The organism is Paenibacillus sp. FSL P4-0127 (assembly GCF_038007325.1).
GTDB lineage: Bacteria > Bacillota > Bacilli > Paenibacillales > Paenibacillaceae > Fontibacillus > Fontibacillus macerans.
The window spans coordinates 3,831,250-3,851,014 of the sequence record NZ_JBBOWY010000001.1 but is presented as its reverse complement, the minus strand read 5'-3'; the positions used below and the strand labels follow the sequence as shown (position 1 = coordinate 3,851,014).

Below are 19,765 nucleotides of genomic sequence, written 5' to 3'. Positions count from 1 at the left end.
ACCTTATTTAATGAATGCATTTGGATCGATGATTAGCGCCACTTGCCCGTCTCCCAAAATGGTGGCCCCGGCCACGCCCTGAATCGCAGGGAGGTATTTGCCCAGGTTCTTGATGACGATTTCGCTTTGTCCGATGAAACTCTCCACCGCAAGCGCGGCCATCCGGTCGCCTTTGCGGATGACCACGATTTCCGTCTCTTCCTCATCGCTTTCCGAAAAGCCCGGAATGTCGAACAATTGCGCCAGCGACATCAGCGGAATATGCGTGTCCCGGTACGGAATCATCATGTAGCCGTGCAGCTCGCGGACCTGCTCCCGCTTGATCAGTCCGGTTTCGACGATAGAGGAGAGCGGAATCGCGTATTTCTCCGCCCCGACCTTGATCAGCATCGCGGATATGATCGATAAGGTCAGCGGCATCTGAACCGAAAATTTGGTGCCAGCGCCCAGCTTGGATTGTACCGAAACCACCCCGCTGAGCGATTCGATTTTGGATTTGACGACATCGAGGCCGACGCCGCGTCCGGAAATGTCGGAAATCACTTCCGCCGTGCTGAAGCCTGGAGCGAACAACAGCATGTACACCTGTTCATCGGTCATGGAAGCCGCCTCGCTCTCCTTGACGACCCCGTTTTTGAGCGCCTTTTTCAGCACTTTGTCACGGTCGATGCCGTGCCCGTCATCTTCGATTTCGATAAACACGTGGTTGCCGCTGTGGAAAGCGCGGAGGTTGACCGTTCCCGTCTCCGGTTTGCCGGCGGCCACCCGTTCGGCCACCGGCTCGACTCCGTGATCGACGGCGTTCCGCAGCAGATGGACGAGCGGATCGCCGATTTCGTCAATCACGGTCCGGTCAAGCTCCGTTTCGGCTCCCACGATGACGAGATCGATTTTTTTGTCGAGCGATTTGGCCAGATCGCGGACCATCCGCGGAAACCGGTTGAATACGGTATCGATCGGGACCATCCGCAGCTTCAGCACGATATTTTGCAAATCGCTGCCGACCCGGCTCATGTGCTCCACCGTTTCCGTTAAATCGGCGCGTTTTACTTCATTCGCCAACTGCTCCAGGCGGGAGCGGTCGATGAGCAGCTCGCTGAGCAGGTTCATCAGCACGTCCAGCCGGTCGATATCGACGCGGATCGTCCGCGACGGAGCGGGGGTACCGCCGCCGGCGCGAGCGCCGCTTTTATGTTCCCCTTGCTGCGCCGGCGTTTTTGCTGCCGGCGCGGGATTGGCTGCTTTCGTCTCCGGAGCCGGCGCAGGCGCGGCGGATGCCGCCGTTTCCTTGGCGCCGGCCGCAAGCTGGGCGAGCGTCTCGTGATCCAATGCCGCAACCTGAGTCGAACCGATCTCCGAGAGATTCAGAATCATGCTTTGGATTTCAGCAGCCTCTTTCTGCGTTATGTAATAAAGCGAGAAACTGCGGTCGAATTTCTCTTGTTCAATATCCTGCACCGAAGGGTAAGCCTTCACGATTTCCCCGAAGCGTTCCAGCAGGTCGAACACCATGTAAGCTCGCGCCGCCTTCAACTGGCTATCCTCGGAAATCGCGACTTCGACATACAGCACTTGGTGCCCTTCGGCGATGGACTGCTCCAAAACGGAGTATTGGTACTGGTCCAATTGGATCGCACCGGCAGCGGACGCTCCTTGAGCTTCCGCCGCCGGTTTGGCGTCGGAGCCGCCGCCCTGCCCAAAATCGCCGCGCACGATCGACTGCAGATCGGCCACGATGGAACTGACGTCGGCCTTCCCTTCGCCCCCCTGGGTTATGTCCTCAACCATCGACTGCAAAGCATCGAGGCCGCGGAACAGCGTATCGAAAATGAATTCCTGCATTTTCAGCTTCTCGTTGCGAACCAAATCGAGCACGTTCTCCATTTGGTGGGTGAGGGATGACAGATCCTCAAACCCCATCGTTGCCGCCATCCCTTTTAAGGTATGCGCCGACCGGAAAATAACCTGGACGATGCTGATATCGTCCGGGTTGCTTTCCAGCTCCAGCATCTTTTCGTTCAGTGATTGCAAATGATCGTTCGACTCATCGATAAACATGGATAAATATTGATTCATGTCCATGGTGAGGCACCTCCTCCAAGAGATTCCGTTTATTTCACAACTTGTACAAGCTTGGGGCCGATTTCATGCAGCGGCAAAACGTGGCTGACGCAATTCAGTTCGATTGCCGAGCGCGGCATGCCGAACACCACGCAGGTCTCTTCGCTCTCGGCAATGGTGGAGGTCACGCCGGCGTCATACAGCCGCTTCATGGCTTTCGCCCCGTCGCTGCCCATTCCCGTGAGAAGCACGATATGCCGTTTTAGCGATTCCAGCGGGAACAGCGATTTATACAAGACATCCACCGACGGCCTGTGTCCGTTACAGGGCTCTTCCTGCGACAGATGCAATCTGTAGCTTTCGGCCGGACCAGGCACCACGTTTAAATGGAAACCTCCCGGAGCAATATAGGCCGTACCGCCGAGCAGCTCCATGCCCTCTTCCGCTTCGACCACGTTCAATTCGCTCAAACTATTGAGGCGTTGGGCCAGCGATTTGGTGAAATTCGGCGGCATATGCTGCACGATAACGATCGGGGCCGGAAAATCCGCCGGAATTTTCTCCAGCACGGCTTTCAGCGCTTTGGGGCCGCCCGTCGACGTACCGATCGCAACCAGATCGGTAAAGCTCTTGGCGGCGGCGTTCCGCGGGCGGGACCGTGCGGCGCTGCCGCCGGCCGCTTCCCGGGCCGCCGCGGTCTCCGCCTGAGCCGGCTCCAGCGGCGGCTTCGGCGGCGCCGCAGGCGCGTCCTGCCGCGCGGAGGCCGCGCGCGCTGCCGGCCGCGCTGCCGCGGCAGGCGAAGCCTGCGGCTCCCGGCGCGGCGGCCCGCCCGCAGGGCGCGCGCTGTCCCCGTCCTGCGGCGGGCGCCGGTCCGGTTCGCCCCGGCCGGCGTGCGGCGCGGCCGGGGGCTGCGTCGCGGCACGCCCGGGCTGCGGCCGGGGCAGGCGCGCCTCCGGGCGGCGCGCGCCTTCGCTGCCGCTGCCCGGCGCCCCGGGCGCGGGCGCCTGCGCGGACGCGGCGCTGCCGGCAGGGGCCGCCGACGGCCGGGCCGGCTTCGTCCGGCCTGGCGCAGCCGCCTTACTGCCCGCGTCCGCGCCCGCCTTGCCGCCCGCAGGCGGCGCCATGGCCGAGCGCAGCGCTTCCTCGCGGGCCGCTTTCCGCTCCGCAGCCAGCATCGCGCCGCGCATCTGCTCCCGCAGCTCGCGCCCAACCTGCGCGATGTCGTGCGAGCTGGTCGAGGCCGACGGCTTGCGGATAAAGTCGAAAGCCCCCAGCTCCAGGGCCATGATGGTTTCCCTCATTCCCTGTTCATTGATTCCCGACAGCATAATGACCGGGAGCGGATGCTCCTTCATAATCACTTTGAGCGCGTCCAGCCCGTTCATCTCCGGCATCTCCACATCCATGGTGACGAGGTCGGGCTTCAGCCCCGCGATTTGTTCGATCGCTTCCCGGCCGTTTTTGGCCGTAGCCTCCACTTTGAAATCCGGATCCTGCTCGACGAGGTCGGACACGATTTTCCGCATAAACGCTGAATCGTCTACCACCAATACTCGATAAGGCATCGATTGTTCCACTCCTGTTCCAGAATCATTTTGCTAGTTTCAACCACTTTTGCATGAATCCCTTGATTCCTGACATAGAATCCCTTGGCTTGATTTGTGGAACATTCATATAAGCGATAGCCAAACGCTCAATATCGCGCGCCGCCGCAGAGCCCGGAAAAGCGATGGTAAAGGGCACCTGCTTCTTGACCGCTTGCACGACGCGCGCATCGTCGCTCAGAAACCCAAGAGTAGGGATGTCCATCCCCAAAAAACGGCGGGTTACCAGCGATATTTTATCGGCAACCTGACGGGCCTCCCGTTCCCCGGTAACCCGATTGATCACCAACCGGAACGGCACATGTTCGTCCAAGCCGTGCACGACTTTGATCAAAGCGTACGCATCGGTGATCGACGTCGGTTCGGGCGTCGTCACCACCAGGCATTCGTCGGCGGCGGCGATAAATTTCAACGTTTCTTTGGACAAGCCCGCACCGGTATCGAAAATGATGTAGTCCATCCCCTCCGAGACGGATTCGATTTGCGAGGTGAAGTAGTTCAAATCCGCATCGGATAACGCGAACAGATCCGCCAATCCCGATCCCCCGGCAATAAACGGCAATGAATGAGTTCCCAGTTCAATAATTTCCGAGATGCTTTTTTCGCCCTTGAGCAGATGGTACAAGTTGTACCTCGGTCTCACGCCCATCAATACGTCGATATTGGCCATGCCGATATCGGCGTCAAACAGCAGCACGTTGCTTCCAAACGACTTTAGGGCCAAGGCAAAATTGAGCGTAAAATTCGATTTGCCGACCCCGCCTTTGCCGCTGCTGACGGTAATGATCCGGGCCGAACCTTTTCTGGGGACCGATTCCGCAGAATCATCCCGCGACGAAACCAGTTGTCTGAGTGACTGGGCCTGATCATTCATATCTTCCGTTCCCCCATAAGGATGTCGACCAGCAGCTCCCGGTCCGCTTGAAGCAGATCATCCGGGACGTTCTGGCCGTTGGTAATGTAAGAAACCTTGAGCGGATAAGCATTCAGCAAATTATAAATCGGCCCGACGCTTTCCGTTTCGTCCAACTTGGTGAAAATCACTTTATCCAGGCCGTATTTGCTGAAATGCTCGGTTATTTTTTTCATGTCCTGCGTTTTGGACGTCAAGCTGAGCACCAGATACATTTCGCTGACATCCGAAGGCGCAAGCAAACTGTGCAGCTCCGCCACAAAAATTTCGTTCAAATAGTTCCGGCCGGCCGTATCCATCAGAATCAAATCGCAATGTTCAAGCCGCTGCATCGCCCGCTGCACATCCCCAGGAGATTGTACGATTTCAAGCGGCACGTTCAGGATCGTGGCGTAGGTGCGAAGCTGCTCGACCGCCGATATCCGGTAAGTATCCGCCGTGATGAAACCGACCTTTTTGCGGGCCCGGAAAATCTGATCGGCCGCCAGTTTGGCGATCGTCGTCGTTTTGCCGACGCCCGTCGGCCCCGCAATATAGACGATGCGCGTCCCCTCTTCGATCCCTGAGCCGATCCGCCCCTCCAAAAACGCGCCGGCTTTGCCGCGGAACTGTGCGGTAAGCTCCTCGTCGCTGAGCGACTTTCCGGATTCGCTCCACTCCTGATACACTTCCTCGATCCAGGAATCGCAAAGATCGGCCGACACCTCCTGGCCGAACAGCTGATTCTGAATCGACAGGAGGGCCTGCGGCAGCTCGCGGCCGCCTTCCTGGTTTTTGGCAAGCTGGCTGAGCCACATCTTCATCTGCCGGATGTCTTCAAGCAGCCGTTCCTCCTTGGAGTCCGCGGCCGAAGCGGCGGCCGGACTTGTGTGCTCCAAAGCCGGGCTCAGCCGGGCAGGCTGTGCGCCGTGATTCGGCACGTCCGCGGCAGGCCAGGCATCGGCGGCAGGCGCCGCCGGCGGGGAGAACGGCGTCCGCTCGGGAGCGGCTGGAAGAGAGGTTCCGATGACCGGCGGTTCCTCCCGCTCTTGCAATGCGATGGCCGCGAGGCCCGCGGTTGCCGCGGATGACAAAGACGGACTTGCCGCCGGCGATCCGAGCTGCGAAGTTTTACGATACGCCTCGGGAACGGCCCCCCTTGCCACCGGAGCAGGCGCCACTGGGGTTGGCCTAGCCGTTTTGGCCTTGGGGGAGGGGGCTTCATTCCCCTCCGTCGCGGCGATGACCTCGATCTTCTTCTTTCCGAACAATCCGAGGAACCCCCCGACCTTCATTTCTTTGGTGCTCAGAATAACGGCGTCCGCCCCAAGCTCGCTCCTGATCTTCAGCATCGCGTCAGGCATTGCGTCGACGATATAGCGCTTCACTCTCATAAATTCACCACCCCGACACTTTGGATTTCAACATTGGGTTCAAGCTCGCTGTAGGACAATACCGGGATATCTTGCATGCTGCGCTCAATGATTTGCCGCAAATACATGCGAATGGTCGGGGAGGTCAGCAAGATCGGCTGCTGCCCCATCTGCACAAGCCGGTTGATCTGTTCCGTAAGCTTCTGGAACACGGTTTGCGTCGATTGGGGATCCATCGTCAAGTAGCTGCCCTGTTCCGTTTGCTGGACGCTTTCGGCGATTTTTTTCTCCAGCGACGGACCTACCGTAATGACCCGCATCGTTTCGCCCGGCCGGGTGAACTGCTGCGTAATCTGACGCGACAGCGCCTGTCTGACATATTCGGTCAAGACATCGGGGTCCTTGGTGTAAGTCCCGTAATCCGCCAGCGTCTCGAAAATCGTGACCATGTCGCGGATGGAAATTTTTTCGCGGAGCAGCTTGGCCAGCACTTTCTGCACATCCCCGATCGACAGGATCGACGGAATCAGCTCGTCGACAAGAACCGCGTAATGTTCCTTGAGGTTGTCGACCAGCGCCTTTGTTTCCTGCCGTCCGAGCAGTTCGTGCGCATGCTTTTTAATCAGCTCCGTCAAATGCGTGGCTACGACGGAAGGCGGATCCACGACCGTGTACCCGGACAATTCGGCCCGGTCTTTGATCGTTTCGTCGATCCAAAGGGCCGGAAGTCCGAAGGCGGGTTCCCGGGTCTCAATACCCGTGATCGACTCGTCATCCATCCCCGGACTCATCGCCAAATAGTGATTAAGTAATAATTCACCGCCGCCTACGACATTTCCTTTTATTTTGATGACATATTCGTTAGGTTTTAGTTGAATATTGTCGCGAATGCGGATAACCGGAACGACGAGCCCCATTTCAAGCGCGCACTGGCGCCGGATCATGATGATCCGGTCCAGCAAATCCCCGCCTTGGCTCGTATCGGCCAATGGAATAAGCCCGTAGCCGAACTCGAATTCGATCGGATCGACCTGCAGCAGGTTGATGACGCTCTCGGGACTGCGGACTTCTTCGATCTGCTGTTCTTCCTCTTGCTGCTCTTGCTCGATTTGCTTGCGGTTCATATTTTTTTGCATCCGTATGGCCGCAAAAATCATCAGTCCCGCAAACGGGAACGTGGTCCAAATGCCGATCGGCGTAAACAGGCCGAGCATGGCGATCGTTCCGGCAACGATATAAAGCAGCTTCGGATAATGGAACAACTGCCCGGTGATATCTTCGGCCAGGTTGCCTTCGGAAGAAGCCCGCGTCACGATCAGACCGGCCGCCGTGGAAATCAGCAGCGCAGGAATCTGGCTGACCAGACCGTCCCCGATCGTCAGTATGGAATAAGTTGACAACGCTTCGCCAAACGGCATGCCATGGATCGACATCCCGATGATAAAACCGCCGATCAAATTGATCAGGAGAATGACGATGCTGGCGATGGCGTCGCCTTTCACGAATTTGCTCGCACCGTCCATCGCGCCGTAAAAGTCGGCTTCCCGTTCGATTTTGGAGCGCCGCTCCCTGGCCTGCTGCTCATTGATCAGCCCGGCGTTCAAATCGGCGTCGATGCTCATCTGTTTCCCCGGCATCGCGTCCAAGGTGAAACGGGCCGCTACTTCGGCCACGCGCTCCGAACCTTTGGTAATGACGATAAACTGCACAACCACCAGAATCAGGAAGACGACAAAGCCGACCACGGGTTGTCCCTGCGATATCCATGAGCCAAACGTGGCGACAACGTCGCCGGCTTTGGCCTGTCCCAGAATCAGCTTGGTGGTAGATATGTTCAGCGCCAGCCGGAATAATGTCGTAATCAGCAGCATTGCCGGGAAGATGGAAAATTGCAATGCTTCCTTCGTGTTCATCGCGACCAGCAAAATGATTAGAGCCAAAGAAATATTTACGATCAGAAGAATATCCAGCAGCAACGTCGGGATCGGGACGATCATGAGCAGAACGATGCCGATAATGCCAACAAGAATGAATAAATCTCTATACTTTTTCACGGGGAGTTCCCTCCGTCCCTTCCTTATTTCACTTTGCCTTTTATTCTATATACATAGGCCAGCACTTCGGCGACGGCCTGAAACAGATCGGCGGGAATCGTGTCGCCGATTTCCGTTCTTTGAAACAGCGCCCGCGCGAGGGGCTTGTTTTCCATCGTGATGACGCCGTGCTCCTTGGCGATCTCTTTAATCCGCAAGGCCACGTAATCCTGGCCTTTGGCGACGACCTGGGGAGCATCCATCTTCGAGTTGTCGTATTTTAAAGCCACCGCGAAGTGCGTCGGGTTCGTAATAATGACATCGGCTTTCGGCACTTCCTGCATCATCCGCTGCAGCGCCATCCGACGCTGCCGCTCGCGGATTTTTCCTTTGATCAGCGGATCGCCTTCCTGGTTTTTGTACTCGTCCTTAATGTCCTGTTTGGACATTTTTAGGCTTTTTTCGTGCTCGTATTTCTGGTACATGTAATCGAGCACCGCAAGTACAAGCAGGGCGGCGGCGATCTTGATTCCGAGGTTCGTCGTCATCTCCGCGGCAAAATGAAAAATCCCCTCCGCCGGAAGATGCGCCAGTGCGGAAATGCTTCCCCTTAAGCCCCAAATCGTCGAATATACGATATAACCGATCACCGTGAGCTTAAATAATGTTTTTGCGAATTCAACCAGCGACCGCATCGAGAAAATTTGTTTGAACCCTTTGATGGGGTCGAGCTTGCTAAGCTTCATCTTAAGCGGCTCGCCCGTCACCATAAAACCGACTTCCGCCAGGTTGGTGGCGACCGCGACGACCATAACGACAAGCAAGATCGGAGCAATCAGCAGTAAGATCTGCACCGCGTAATCGCCCAGCATCGTCATGACGTTCTCTTTCGTCACCTCGGCTGTAAGCCGATTATAGAACACGTCCACAAACAATCCGACCAGCCGTTCCTTAATGAATCCGCCGAAAAAAAGCAGACATAAAAACCCCGATAATAGGACGAGCGCTCCCGACAGATCCTGGCTTTTGGCCACTTGACCTTTTTTGCGGGCATCTTGCCGCTTCTTGGGCGTGGCTTTTTCCGTCTTCTCGCCGGCGAAAAGCTGCAAGTCAAGCGAATAGCGATACGCCACCTTCAATCCCCCATCCTACGTCGGTCTTTGCCCGATCGTGCTGAGCAGGTCGTGCAGCGCGTCAAACAGCACCTCGAACAAAGCTTGAAAAGCATAAATGAAACTAGGCACAAGCAACAGCATCACAAGCAGCCCGACGATAATCTTCACCGGAATCCCGACGGCAAAAATGTTGAATTGCGGAGCCGTACGAGCCAATAAGCCGAGGGCTACGTCGGTGATAAATATGGCGACGACTAACGGGGCCGACATCTGGAACGCCAGCAGCAGCGCTTGTCCGAACGTTTGAGCCAAAAAATCCGCCAAATTTCCGTTGTAGATCCGCTGAAACACATCGTTGGACAACGGAACCCAGTCATAGCTGCGAATGATCGCATCCAGCAAGTAGTGATGCCCGTTCATGCTGAGGAACACCAGCATCGCCACAACGTACTTGAGGTTCCCCAATACCGGTGCCGTCGCCCCCGTCATCGGATCAAGCACGTTCGCAATCCCGAAGCCGACTTGCAGATCGATAAAGGACCCGGCCATTTGAATGACGGAAAAAATAAGGAACGCGACATACCCCATCAAAAGTCCTACCAGCACCTCGCGGAGGATGTACAATATGTATCCCAGATCGCCGGGAACGGGTTGACCCGGACCGATGATAAATAAAACCATAAAAGCGAGAATGCCCGCTAAACCGACTTTGAACGTTGTCGGCACCGCTCGCGATGAAAACACCGGTGAAACTACAAAAAAAGCTGTCATTCGACAAAAAATAAGCAAAAAGACAGAAAATCCGTGCAATAAAGTATCCATAATCTATACGGCCTAACCGATAAAACTAGATAGGTTGTTTAAGATCCCGTAAGTAAAATCGACCAGAGTCGTTAATATCCAGGGGCCAAACAACAATAGCGCGACCAAAACGGCGACGATTTTCGGAACAAAGGCCAGCGTCTGCTCCTGAATTTGCGTCGTAGCCTGAAAGATACTGACCAAAAGACCTACGGCCAGCCCTAATATCAGCATCGGCGCGCTGACTTTCAAAACGGTATAAACGGCTTGTCCGGCCAAACCGATGATAAATTCCGAACTCATAAACCGTCTTCCTCTCCTATAAATAAGTCGAATCGAGTTCAAAAAGTCAGGTTTTCAGCACCGAGAAGGGTCAAAAGATGACTTTTTGAACTGCCTCTAAGGATTGAAACTTGCCAGCAGCGACTTGACGACCAAATACCAACCGTCTACAAGTACAAACAACAGTATTTTAAACGGCAGCGAAATCATGGAAGGCGGCAGCATCATCATCCCCATCGCCATCAACACGCTGGAAACGACGATATCGATAATAAGAAATGGGATAAAAATCATAAATCCCATTTGGAAAGCCGTTTTGAGTTCGCTGATGGCAAACGCCGGAACCATGACCGAAAGCGGGATATCCTGATAGCTTTTCGGTTTTTCCATTTTCGTGTAACCCATAAACAACTGAAGGTCTTTGGTTCGAGTATGGGTATACATGAACTTCTTCATCGGCACCGCCGCTTTTTCCAGCGCCTCCGATTGGGTAATCTCGCCTTTGATATAGGGCTGAAGCGCTACCTCATTCACCGTGGAGAGCGTCGGGCTCATGACAAACAGCGTCAGGAACAGCGCAAGCCCGATCAGCACCTGGTTGGGAGGCATCGTCTGCGTCCCCAGGGAACTGCGGACAAAACCCAACACAACGACGATCCGCGTAAAACTCGTCATCAGCACCAGGATGGCCGGCGCAAGGCTGAGCACGGTGATGAGCAGAATAATGGACAACGAACTGGTGCCCGATTCCCCTCCCGTGCCACCGATCTGAATGCCGATGTTCGGAATCGGATCCGCCGGTGCTGCGGAAGCTACGGAGACGGCAAGCACGCTACATAAAGCCAACAGCAAGCTGACGAGTATGACTTTTTTCTTCATGAATCCCTCGACCGATCTGTAGATTGTTCTTCCGGATCCTGCAACAATTCCTCCATTTGCCGTTTCCGGTTTGGCATTTTCCGCAGCTGAGATTGGAACACCTCATGAAAAGCCGTACCTTCCAGCTCCTCTTCCTGAGGGGGTTCCTTTTTGAAGCGGGAGATTACGCCGGACAGAATGGAAGAAAGTCCGGCAAACTCCGTCTCTTCCTCCGCCAAGGCCTGCCGCAGCGCCTCGACTTCAGCCGGGCCGGAGATTTTATCGACCAGGGATATGTCCTCTCCTACTCCGACGACGTAAATGGAGCCCCCGATTTCAATCACCTGCAGCGATTTGTTCGGTCCCAGACCCACGGCTCCCAAAGTGCGGACCGACCGGCTCTGGGACATGATGCGATTTCTTTTGCCGATAAAACGGAGCAATACAACGATTAAAACCAGGATGAGGCCAAGGACAACGATGACCGTTATCAGGTTCCCCCATAGACTCGCATCCCCAGAACCGAACTGGGGAGCCGGCTGATTCGGATTCATCGTATAGGCCTACAGTCCCAGCGTTTTGTTGATCGCTTCGATAACCCGGTCGGATTGGAATGGCTTCACAATGAAGTCCTTGGCTCCGGCCTGAATCGCATCGATAACCATCGCTTGTTGCCCCATGGCGGAGCACATGATCACTTTGGCGTTGGGATCCAGCTTTTTAATTTCTTTGAGCGCGGCGATACCGTCCATTTCCGGCATCGTAATATCCATCGTGATCAGATCGGGATGCAGTTCCTTGTACTTTTCGATCGCTTGCGCGCCGTCTTGTGCTTCCCCTACCACTTCAAAGCCGTTTTTGGTCAAAATGTCGCGGATCATCATTCTCATAAATGCTGCATCGTCTACGATTAGAATTCGGTTTGCCATTGATTTAAAATCCTCCCTAAACTTCTACTATTGTAATTTTTGGATGCGGTCCCACTGGCTGACGATATCCGTTACGCGAACGCCAAAATTCTCATCGATGACGACAACTTCGCCTTTGGCGATCAATTTGTTGTTCACCAGAATATCGACGGGCTCGCCGGCAAGCTTGTCCAACTCGATGATGGAGCCTTGCGATAATTCCAGGATATCCCTGATCTGCTTTTGGGTCCTTCCTAATTCTACGGTCACTTTAAGGGGAATGTCCATCAGTAAGTTTAAATTATTTTCATCAACTTGCCCGAAGGACGGACTTCCCAGGTTCGCAAACTGCACGGGCTGCACATTCACATTCCGGCCCGGAACGCCGCCGTAATGATGCGGTTCCCCGTAAGGCTGGCCTTGCGGCGGATAAGGATGCGCACCTGGCTGTCCGTACGCGAAGGGCTGCTGATATGGATCCGGCTGATGCATCGGCGGCGCTTGATACGATTGCTGAGGCGCTGCCGGTGATTCGTGATAAGCCGGTGCCGAAGGCTGCGGAGCTGCTGCCGGTGTCGGGGCTGCCGCCGCGGCGCTCTCCTTGGACCCCGAGTCGGTTGCCGAACCGCTGATCAGGCTGTTTACCATCTCCTTGGCGAATTTTACGGTCAAAAGCTGCATGATCGTGGAATCGATCAAATCGCCGATCGTCAGCCGGAACGATATTTTAATCAGCGGATCCGCAGGCGGCAGGCTTCCCACCCCATGCCCGTCGGTCATGTTCAAAATATCGATCCCAGGCGGCGAGATGTTGACAAACCGGTTGAATATGGTCGACATCGACGTCGCGGAGGAACCCATCATCTGGTTCATCGCTTCCTGTACGGCGCTGATATGAATTTCATTCAATTCCTCTTCGGCCGGATTTCCTTCCCCCCCGAGCATCAGATCGGCGATAACCTGAGCGTCTCTCGTCTTGATCACCAGGGAGTTCATCCCTTCAAACCCGTCAACGTATTCAACGTGAACGGCAACATGCGGCTTAGGAAACTCGGCTTCGAATTGAGCCCGTGTAATGACGGAAACTTTCGGCGTCGTAATGTCCACCTTTTTATTGAGTAGCGTCGAGAGCGCGGTAGCCGCACTGCCGAACGTAATGTTGCCGATTTCGCCAAGCGCGTCCTGCTCAAGCGGGGTCAATACGTCGTCCACCGTAGGCTCGGACGCCGTTTCCTGGTTGGCCTGTTTGAGCAGGGCGTCGATCTCCTCTTGGGACAAATAATCTTTACTCGTCAAGTTCCTCAACTCCTTCGCTGACAATATCGTTAATTTGCACCGCAACTCGGTCCTTGATGGTTCCCGGGCTGCCGATATACTTCAATCTGTCTCCGATCCGGATCTGCAATCCTTCCTGGACCGGTTTGTTCAAGGAAATCACATCGCCGACCGATAAGCCCAAAAATTCGCGAACGGTGATTTGCGATTCCCCCAATTCCGCTACAATCGGCAGCATCGCCTTATTGACCCGGTGGCGGAGCGCATCGACCTCTTCGGGGACACGCGACTTTTTCTGGGAGACGAACCAGTGGTGAACCGAAAGCTTCGGCATGATCGGTTCAATGACCACATGCGGGATACAAAGGTTGATCATCCCGGAGGTGTCTCCGATTTTGGTACTCAGCGAAATGAGCGCGATCGTTTCGTTAGGCGAAACGATTTGCATGAACTGCGGGTTCGTTTCCAGCCCCTCCATCCGCGGATTGATATCCACGACGGTTTTCCAGGCTTCCTGCAAGCTTTCGAAGGCCCGGCTGAAAATCCGCTCCATGATGATCGTTTCGATTTCGGTCAAGGAGCTGATTTTCGAAGGCGCCGTCCCGATCCCCCCAAGGAGTCTGTCCAGCATGGCAAAAGCAACGTTGGGGTGGACCTCAAGCACCATTCTTCCTTCCAGCGGCTCCGCTTCGAAAATGTTCAGAATCGTCATTTTCGGAATGGAGCGAATGAACTCGTCGTAAGGAAGCTGTTCTACCTGAACCACGTTGATCTGCACGAAGGTGCGCAGCTGCGCCGAAAAGTAGGTGGTGAGATAACGGGCAAAATTTTCATGAATCCGGGTTAAGCTGCGAATATGGTCTTTGGAAAATCTCACTGCTCTTTTAAAGTCGTAAGAGCGGATTTTCTTCTGCGTTTCTTCCTTTTTCAGTTCTTCGGCATCCATTTCACCGGATGACAATGCAGCGAGCAGCGCATCGATCTCGTTCTGCGACAATACATCTACCAAACATCTCACCCCCTTAGAAAAATCAGTTTCGCTCGGGTATGCCTAGATCGCCTGCATAATGAAATTGGTAATATCGATTTGAATCAATTTCCCTTCCGGCAGCGATTTATTGATCAGGTTCAGCAGCTTGGAGCTCAAATTGTCCTTGCCCTGCGCCCCTGTCAGATCCTCCGGCTTCGTATCCGCAAGCGTTTTGATGATAATCGGCTTGATTTTGTAATCCTTGATCTTGTCGAACGCCGCCTTGGACGTTTCCTTATCCAACTGGAAGGCAAAATTCATGACGACGACGTAGTTCGGGTCGGATAAATTCGTCTTGACGTCATCGATCGTCGAAGTCACTTTTACGATTTCGTCGGCCGACATCATTTGGGGCTCTGCCACTGTTTCGACATTTGCCTTCGCTGCGTTGCCTGAATCCGGTTTGTTCATTAAGTTCATCAAAAAGCCGGCGGCAATCACAATCAACGTAATCGCAAGCAAAATCGTAATTAGCCAGGGCAACATTTTTTTCATGACCATTCCTCCGTTTGTTGCACTTTAATAGTCGCTGCGTGGATGCCGATATCCCGGTAATACTCCTCGATCTTTGCGATCACATCGGCCGCCTTCTCCAGCACGATAATCCGCTTGCCCGTTACGAGAGTGACATATGTATCCGGCGTTTCTTCGACGGTTTCGATCATGATGGCGTTAAGCCACATCTGCGAACCGTTTAGGCGTGTTACTGAAATCATGGTACCCCTCCTACGCGGTAACGGGAAAGTTAGGGATGCGGGGGAGGCACATAGCTTACGCTCCCCCGCTGACGTTTACTAACGTTTCAGGTTAACGACTTCCTGCAGCACTTCGTCGGAAGTCGTGATGATGCGCGAGTTCGCTTGGAAACCGCGCTGTGCGACGATCATTTCGGTAAATTCACCGGTTAGATCTACGTTGGACATTTCGAGTTGGCCCGGGACTAGAGCTCCAGCGCCGTTATTGTTCGGGGTCGCATAGGCCTCTTCAAGATCTCCGTCTTCAATCGCATTTCCTGTCACACGGTAAAGATTGCCGCCGACTTTTTCCAGCCCTTCGGGATTCGATATCATTGCGAGGCCAATTGGGCCGGCAGTACCGGTCGATCCGTCAGCATTTTTCTGTAAGATCGTACCATCCGCAGAAATGGAAATGGACACCACACCTTCCCCAGCAACAGCACCGAGCGCTTCTCCGCCAGTACCGCAAACCAGAAAACCATCGGAAGTAACCAACTGGCCCAGTGCGTCAACATGGAAATCCCCAGCCCTTGTTAGAAAAACGGGGCCATCGTCGCCCATTGTGACCATGAAAAAACCATCTCCGTTTATACGCACATCAAGCGGATAGTTGGTCGTCATCGCACTGCCGCTGGTATGCATCGTATCGATAGAGCCGATCTGCGAGCCAAGGCCGATTTGCTTGGCATTGATACCGCCGTTTGCATCTTCAACCGGTGCGGTAACTCCGGATACCGTCTGGCTCATGATGTCTTTGAACATCACGCGGCCGGACTTAAACCCTACGGTGTTGACATTCGCGATATTGTTGCCGATAACGTCAAGCTTAGTTTGAAATCCGCGCATCCCCGATACGCCCGAATACATTGATCTTAACATCTGTTCCCATTCCTCCCAGTCATAAAATCGTTCGCTTGGCAGCCGCATCAGTCGATCCGCGGCTATTTGGCTTTCCGTATCCGGTCCAGCCAATCAAGAAATAATGACGGCGCTGTCGATCTGCGTAAAAACGTTGTCCTTCATGCTGCTGCCGTCCATGGCCGTCACAACCGTACGATTGCTGATGTTTACGATCAGCGCCATATCCTTCATTAAGATCAGCGAATCCTTGGCGCCTTTTGCGGCCGCGCTGTCGATCGCCGATTTAATCTGATGAAGCTGCTCCGGCTTGATCTCGATTCCCCGCTGCTCCAAACGTTTTACGGCGTGATTGCTGAAATGAATCAGCTGGTCCGCGAGCATGTCCTTGAAGGACGTCTCTCCCGGAGCGCCCGTTTGTGCGCCTTTCCCTGGTGCTAATGAGCTTGGCGGGATTCTTGCCGGATAAAGATGCCCGATTTTTACCGGATCACTCATGATCCATCAGTTCCTTGCTCAGGCTCATTTGTTTCATCCGGCTCTGTAGCAGGATTCCCGACCTGTTGTACATCGGAGATTTTGATTTCCTTGTCCCCGACTTTCACATAATGCACTCCATCCCGGACGATAATGGAGTCGACGACCCCGCTTTCGTTCTCGACGATAACTTCGCCTTTTCCCGTTTTCACATCATAATTACCGGTTTTCGTCTCTACGACCCAGGTGACTTTCTTGCCGATCAAGCCGGATTCATTTCCCAAAGATTCTTTCATGGCGGCGAGTTGGTCCGATATGTTCACAAGCTGCTCCAACGAAGTGAACTGCGCCGTTTGTGCGACAAATTGGGCGTTGTCCATTGGAGATAAAGGATCCTGATATTGCAGCTGAGTGATCATCAATTTCAGAAAATCGTCCTTGCCTAGCTCGCTAGTCTTCGTACTGGACTTTTTCGTATTGGTTTGCGAGTATCCCGGCCACGAAATATTGCCCGTATATGCATCAGCCACAAAGCCGCCTCCTTTCTTCTATGCTCTGGCACTAAAGGAGCTTCCAAAACCTTGCTCTTTCTCCCTTACCTCGGCAATCCACGCGTTCCACTCTTCACTCAAATCACGGGTTGCCAAAGCATCTTCCTCGACTTGCGTACGGCGTCTTTCGCTTTGCTGCTGCTGTCCCGCCCCGCTGCCGGATTGTTGTCCGTCATGGTACATATGCGAAGACAACGCCGTATTTTGCGTCACTTCCAGCTTGTTCACCTGCAGGCCCTGGGATTGCAGCGCCGAACGAAGCTGCGACATCTGCTGTTCCAACGATTCCTTGGCAAATGCGTGCTCGGTCATAAAATGCGCCGTTAATTGGCCGCCCTGCATCGTAATCCTCACATCAACCTGGCCTAAATGTTCAGGGTAAAGCGAAATTTTAGCTTCGGACACGCCTTGCAGCTTAACGATCTCCAGTTTGTTTACGAGAAAGCCGCTCATTTCCTTAGCGAAATTCTCCACAGGCACCGGGCGCGGCGTATGCTTAACGGCAGCAACACCGGCATCCCGCAGCGCAAGCTGTCCGGCCGTAACGACACTGCCCGGTTGCAGCGGACTATCCGCATCCGCATTGTCCGTTGGTTCAGTCTCAACCACGCTGATCTCTCCGGCAGCTTCAGCGACTCCGGCGGCAACGGAAAATTGGGATTTCCCCGACTCCGCTTTAGGCTGGCTTACCGCAGCGGCCTGCGGGTTTTCGCCCTTCAGGGAGCCGTCATTTCCATGTTGACCCATATTCCCTTGGCTGTTTGTTTCCGCAGGTTTGTTCCCCGAAACCAAGTTATGTACACTTGGAAGCTCGGCGGTTTTGCCACTGGTTTGCGCCGGTTCGGAGGAATCCGGAACACTGTCCAGCACGTTTTGCAGCGAATCCAGCAATGCTTGGATTTGGGGAGGTGCCGTCACGTTCGACGCGCCTGCAACTTGCTGCGCATCAGCTTGGGCGGTCAGCAGTTGAACCAGCGCATCCTGCACGGCAAAGCGCACCGTTTCCGGTTGCTGCGCCAAGACCAGGATTTCCGCGTTGCCATCCCCCCCGGATTTCTCCGCCTGAGGCATGATCAAGCTCTGAAAGCTTTGCAGCCAACCCTGGAGCGCCTCAAGCAGCGACGGGTTGTCCTCAAGCGCATCGTCCAGCTTCGGAAGCTGCTGCAGCAACCCTTCGATCATCGACAGAAGGCTGTCGTTCGCATTTTCTTCTTGCGTGCTGCCGCCGCTTTGCAGACCTGCCAAATTGAGCAGTTGGGCATTGGCTTGTCCTGTTCCCAGCCCCGCATTTCCAAGCAGCATTGAAACCAGCTTTTGATCAAAAGACTGCCCGTTTCCTTGGCCAGCCACCGCACTGACGCCATTTCCGCCGACGGTGTAAACCAGCGCGCCGGCCGCCGTTCCCGAATTTATCGATACCGATTGACCCATTTATATTCACCTCCTTTCATGGGCGGTTGCCCGTTGTTTTGACATCATTTGGCTAAAAGCTGATTCAAAATTTTCACCGAAGTTTTTTCGTCGGTTTTCGTCATGATTTCCAAAATTTTTGACCGGGTGTTGTCATCGACGGCCTTTAAAATTTTCAAGCCTTTGTCCGGGCTGACTTTGTAAGTTTGCAAAATCAACTGGGAAGCGGCGTCGGCCGACATGGAAGCGAACGTCTGGCTAAGCTGGGCATCGTCCAGTCCTTTGGCCGAACCCGTGGCTCCCGTAGCCGCGTCCTTCTTCAGCCGCGACTGCAGCGCGGCGATCGCCAAATCATCCGAGGTCTTTACGTCCTTGAGCTTGATCGAAATGGCCGCCGCTTTTTGCGGATCCATTTTTTCGAGAATCGCCACTTTGCTCTCATTGCTCATCGCGTTAAGCATCTGCAGCGTTTCATCCGTCGTTAAATTGCCGAAAATGGCCGCCGCTTTACTGGGGCTCATTTCCGCATACAACTGAGCCAGCTTTTTTACTTCCTTTTGATAAGCCTCGGTTTCGGCGGCCTGCTGTTCCTCGGCGGATTTCTGCTCTGCCGCGGCCAGCTCTTGCTCAAGCTGCTTCACCTTGTCCTGCTGCTCCGCAGCTTGCTGGTTCGCCGCCTGCAACTGTGCCTGTTGACGGGCGACCTGTTCCTTCAATTCCTTAACCGTAGCGTCCGTGCTTTCTTGCTGCTTCTTCTCATCCGCCGGCACAGCGGCCTTCTCTTCATCGGTCAGCTCGGGATCGGGCACGAAGTTGTTAATAAACGGCACTTTGTTCCCGATATCCAGCAGCGTATTCCGAAAGTTCGTGTTAAACAGATACAATAGCACCGCAAAAAGAACGACCGTAAACAAGATCGGCGTCATGAAAAACAGAAAACGCGAGAACCCGCCGCCCGATTCCTCCAGTTCTTCCTCCAGCTTCAGCTCCGTCTTAGCCATTTTCTTTCCTCCTTCGAAAAACCCATAATTTTCGCCCGCACAAAATTTAACGGGCCCTCATGGCAAACCGGACGGTGGCCATCTCATCCAGCTCGTTTTGTTCCCGAAGAAGCATTTCGTGCTGAAATTTTTCTTTCGCTTTTTCTTTCGCTTTCAACCAAACTTTTTCGTCGAGCATCTTTCCGTTTAAAATCGACTTCTTTTGCTCCACGTTCAATTCGGCGCGTTTGACATCCCCCAGCTTCCGGGCGATGGATTGCTCGATATATTCCATGTACCGTTGAAGTTCCTGGAGCTTCAGCATTGAAGCGCTGTTTTCCATCTCGTCTTGAATGGCCGAAGCGGTTCTGGCCTGTTCCTCGAACAATTGCTCCAAGGAACGCTGTTCCGACTGCAGTTCCCCGACGGCGGCGGACAACATCCATTCAGCTTGCGTCTTCTCGTTTGATTTCAAATCCAAAACTTTCTGATAGACGTAACGGAATTTCATCCTTTAAGG

21 protein-coding genes are annotated in these 19,765 nt (G+C 54.3%); all 21 read right to left on the bottom strand.

From position 1 onward, the window contains the following. Positions 1-3: 3 nt before the first annotated feature. The 21 genes from NYE74_RS17370 to fliJ all read right to left on the bottom strand — a co-directional run bounded on the left by NYE74_RS17370 (position 4) and on the right by fliJ (position 19,756). Entirely contained in the window at positions 4-2,082 is a 2,079-nt protein-coding gene (locus NYE74_RS17370) for a chemotaxis protein CheA (protein WP_341005021.1), read from the bottom strand. 29 nt (positions 2,083-2,111) lie between these two features. Beyond that, on the bottom strand, positions 2,112-3,626 hold the full coding sequence (locus NYE74_RS17365) for a protein-glutamate methylesterase/protein-glutamine glutaminase (protein ID WP_213509519.1): 1,515 nt from the start codon (positions 3,624-3,626) through the stop codon (positions 2,112-2,114). A gap of 25 nt (positions 3,627-3,651) precedes the next feature. After that, complete coding sequence (locus tag NYE74_RS17360; protein ID WP_316561027.1) at positions 3,652-4,539, bottom strand: MinD/ParA family protein; 888 nt, start codon at positions 4,537-4,539, stop codon at positions 3,652-3,654. Next, a complete protein-coding gene (gene flhF / locus NYE74_RS17355) occupies positions 4,536-5,951 on the bottom strand; it encodes a flagellar biosynthesis protein FlhF (protein ID WP_341005020.1) in 1,416 nt (471 codons plus the stop codon). Before flhF ends, NYE74_RS17360 begins: the two co-directional genes overlap by 4 nt. Next, positions 5,948-7,984 (bottom strand): flagellar biosynthesis protein FlhA, encoded by a 2,037-nt coding sequence (flhA, locus tag NYE74_RS17350; protein WP_036622282.1) that lies wholly within the window; start codon positions 7,982-7,984, stop codon positions 5,948-5,950. Before flhA ends, flhF begins: the two co-directional genes overlap by 4 nt. A 23-nt stretch (positions 7,985-8,007) precedes the next feature. Next, on the bottom strand, positions 8,008-9,096 hold the full coding sequence (gene flhB / locus NYE74_RS17345) for a flagellar biosynthesis protein FlhB (protein WP_341005019.1): 1,089 nt from the start codon (positions 9,094-9,096) through the stop codon (positions 8,008-8,010). Positions 9,097-9,111: 15 nt separating this feature from the next. Continuing rightward, positions 9,112-9,900: a flagellar biosynthetic protein FliR gene (gene fliR, locus NYE74_RS17340; protein ID WP_036622280.1), complete on the bottom strand. Its 789-nt coding sequence runs from the start codon at positions 9,898-9,900 to the stop codon at positions 9,112-9,114. A 12-nt stretch (positions 9,901-9,912) separates the two neighbouring features. Further along, positions 9,913-10,182 (bottom strand): flagellar biosynthesis protein FliQ, encoded by a 270-nt coding sequence (gene fliQ / locus NYE74_RS17335; RefSeq protein WP_036622278.1) that lies wholly within the window; start codon positions 10,180-10,182, stop codon positions 9,913-9,915. Between the two features lie 96 nt (positions 10,183-10,278). Continuing rightward, positions 10,279-11,040 (bottom strand): flagellar type III secretion system pore protein FliP, encoded by a 762-nt coding sequence (gene fliP, locus NYE74_RS17330; RefSeq protein ID WP_036622276.1) that lies wholly within the window; start codon positions 11,038-11,040, stop codon positions 10,279-10,281. After that, on the bottom strand, positions 11,037-11,573 hold the full coding sequence (locus NYE74_RS17325) for a flagellar biosynthetic protein FliO (RefSeq protein ID WP_036622273.1): 537 nt from the start codon (positions 11,571-11,573) through the stop codon (positions 11,037-11,039). The genes fliP and NYE74_RS17325 overlap by 4 nt, the downstream gene beginning before the upstream one ends. Before the next feature lie 9 nt (positions 11,574-11,582). Then, positions 11,583-11,948, bottom strand: a complete 366-nt coding sequence (locus NYE74_RS17320; protein WP_036622271.1) for a response regulator — start codon at positions 11,946-11,948, stop codon at positions 11,583-11,585. 27 nt (positions 11,949-11,975) lie between these two features. Then, the gene (fliY, locus tag NYE74_RS17315; protein WP_341005018.1) at positions 11,976-13,223 is read right to left on the bottom strand and encodes a flagellar motor switch phosphatase FliY; all 1,248 of its coding nucleotides are present in this window, start codon (positions 13,221-13,223) and stop codon (positions 11,976-11,978) included. Next, positions 13,213-14,211, bottom strand: a complete 999-nt coding sequence (fliM, locus tag NYE74_RS17310; RefSeq protein WP_036622267.1) for a flagellar motor switch protein FliM — start codon at positions 14,209-14,211, stop codon at positions 13,213-13,215. Before fliM ends, fliY begins: the two co-directional genes overlap by 11 nt. A 42-nt stretch (positions 14,212-14,253) precedes the next feature. Further along, positions 14,254-14,727, bottom strand: coding sequence for a flagellar basal body-associated FliL family protein (locus NYE74_RS17305; protein WP_155621503.1), 474 nt, complete (start codon positions 14,725-14,727; stop codon positions 14,254-14,256). Continuing rightward, complete coding sequence (locus NYE74_RS17300) at positions 14,724-14,948, bottom strand: flagellar FlbD family protein (RefSeq protein WP_036622262.1); 225 nt, start codon at positions 14,946-14,948, stop codon at positions 14,724-14,726. Before NYE74_RS17300 ends, NYE74_RS17305 begins: the two co-directional genes overlap by 4 nt. A gap of 78 nt (positions 14,949-15,026) precedes the next feature. Further along, on the bottom strand, positions 15,027-15,848 hold the full coding sequence (flgG, locus tag NYE74_RS17295; RefSeq protein WP_036622260.1) for a flagellar basal body rod protein FlgG: 822 nt from the start codon (positions 15,846-15,848) through the stop codon (positions 15,027-15,029). 93 nt (positions 15,849-15,941) lie between these two features. Continuing rightward, positions 15,942-16,325: a TIGR02530 family flagellar biosynthesis protein gene (locus NYE74_RS17290; protein ID WP_155621504.1), complete on the bottom strand. Its 384-nt coding sequence runs from the start codon at positions 16,323-16,325 to the stop codon at positions 15,942-15,944. Next, the gene (locus tag NYE74_RS17285) at positions 16,322-16,834 is read right to left on the bottom strand and encodes a flagellar hook capping FlgD N-terminal domain-containing protein (protein WP_330164944.1); all 513 of its coding nucleotides are present in this window, start codon (positions 16,832-16,834) and stop codon (positions 16,322-16,324) included. The genes NYE74_RS17290 and NYE74_RS17285 overlap by 4 nt, the downstream gene beginning before the upstream one ends. An 18-nt stretch (positions 16,835-16,852) precedes the next feature. After that, a complete protein-coding gene (locus tag NYE74_RS17280) occupies positions 16,853-18,286 on the bottom strand; it encodes a flagellar hook-length control protein FliK (protein WP_155621505.1) in 1,434 nt (477 codons plus the stop codon). A 44-nt stretch (positions 18,287-18,330) separates the two neighbouring features. Beyond that, positions 18,331-19,266 (bottom strand): MotE family protein, encoded by a 936-nt coding sequence (locus NYE74_RS17275; RefSeq protein ID WP_155621506.1) that lies wholly within the window; start codon positions 19,264-19,266, stop codon positions 18,331-18,333. Positions 19,267-19,312: 46 nt separating this feature from the next. Further along, positions 19,313-19,756: a flagellar export protein FliJ gene (gene fliJ, locus NYE74_RS17270; RefSeq protein WP_155621507.1), complete on the bottom strand. Its 444-nt coding sequence runs from the start codon at positions 19,754-19,756 to the stop codon at positions 19,313-19,315. Positions 19,757-19,765: the final 9 nt, after the last annotated feature.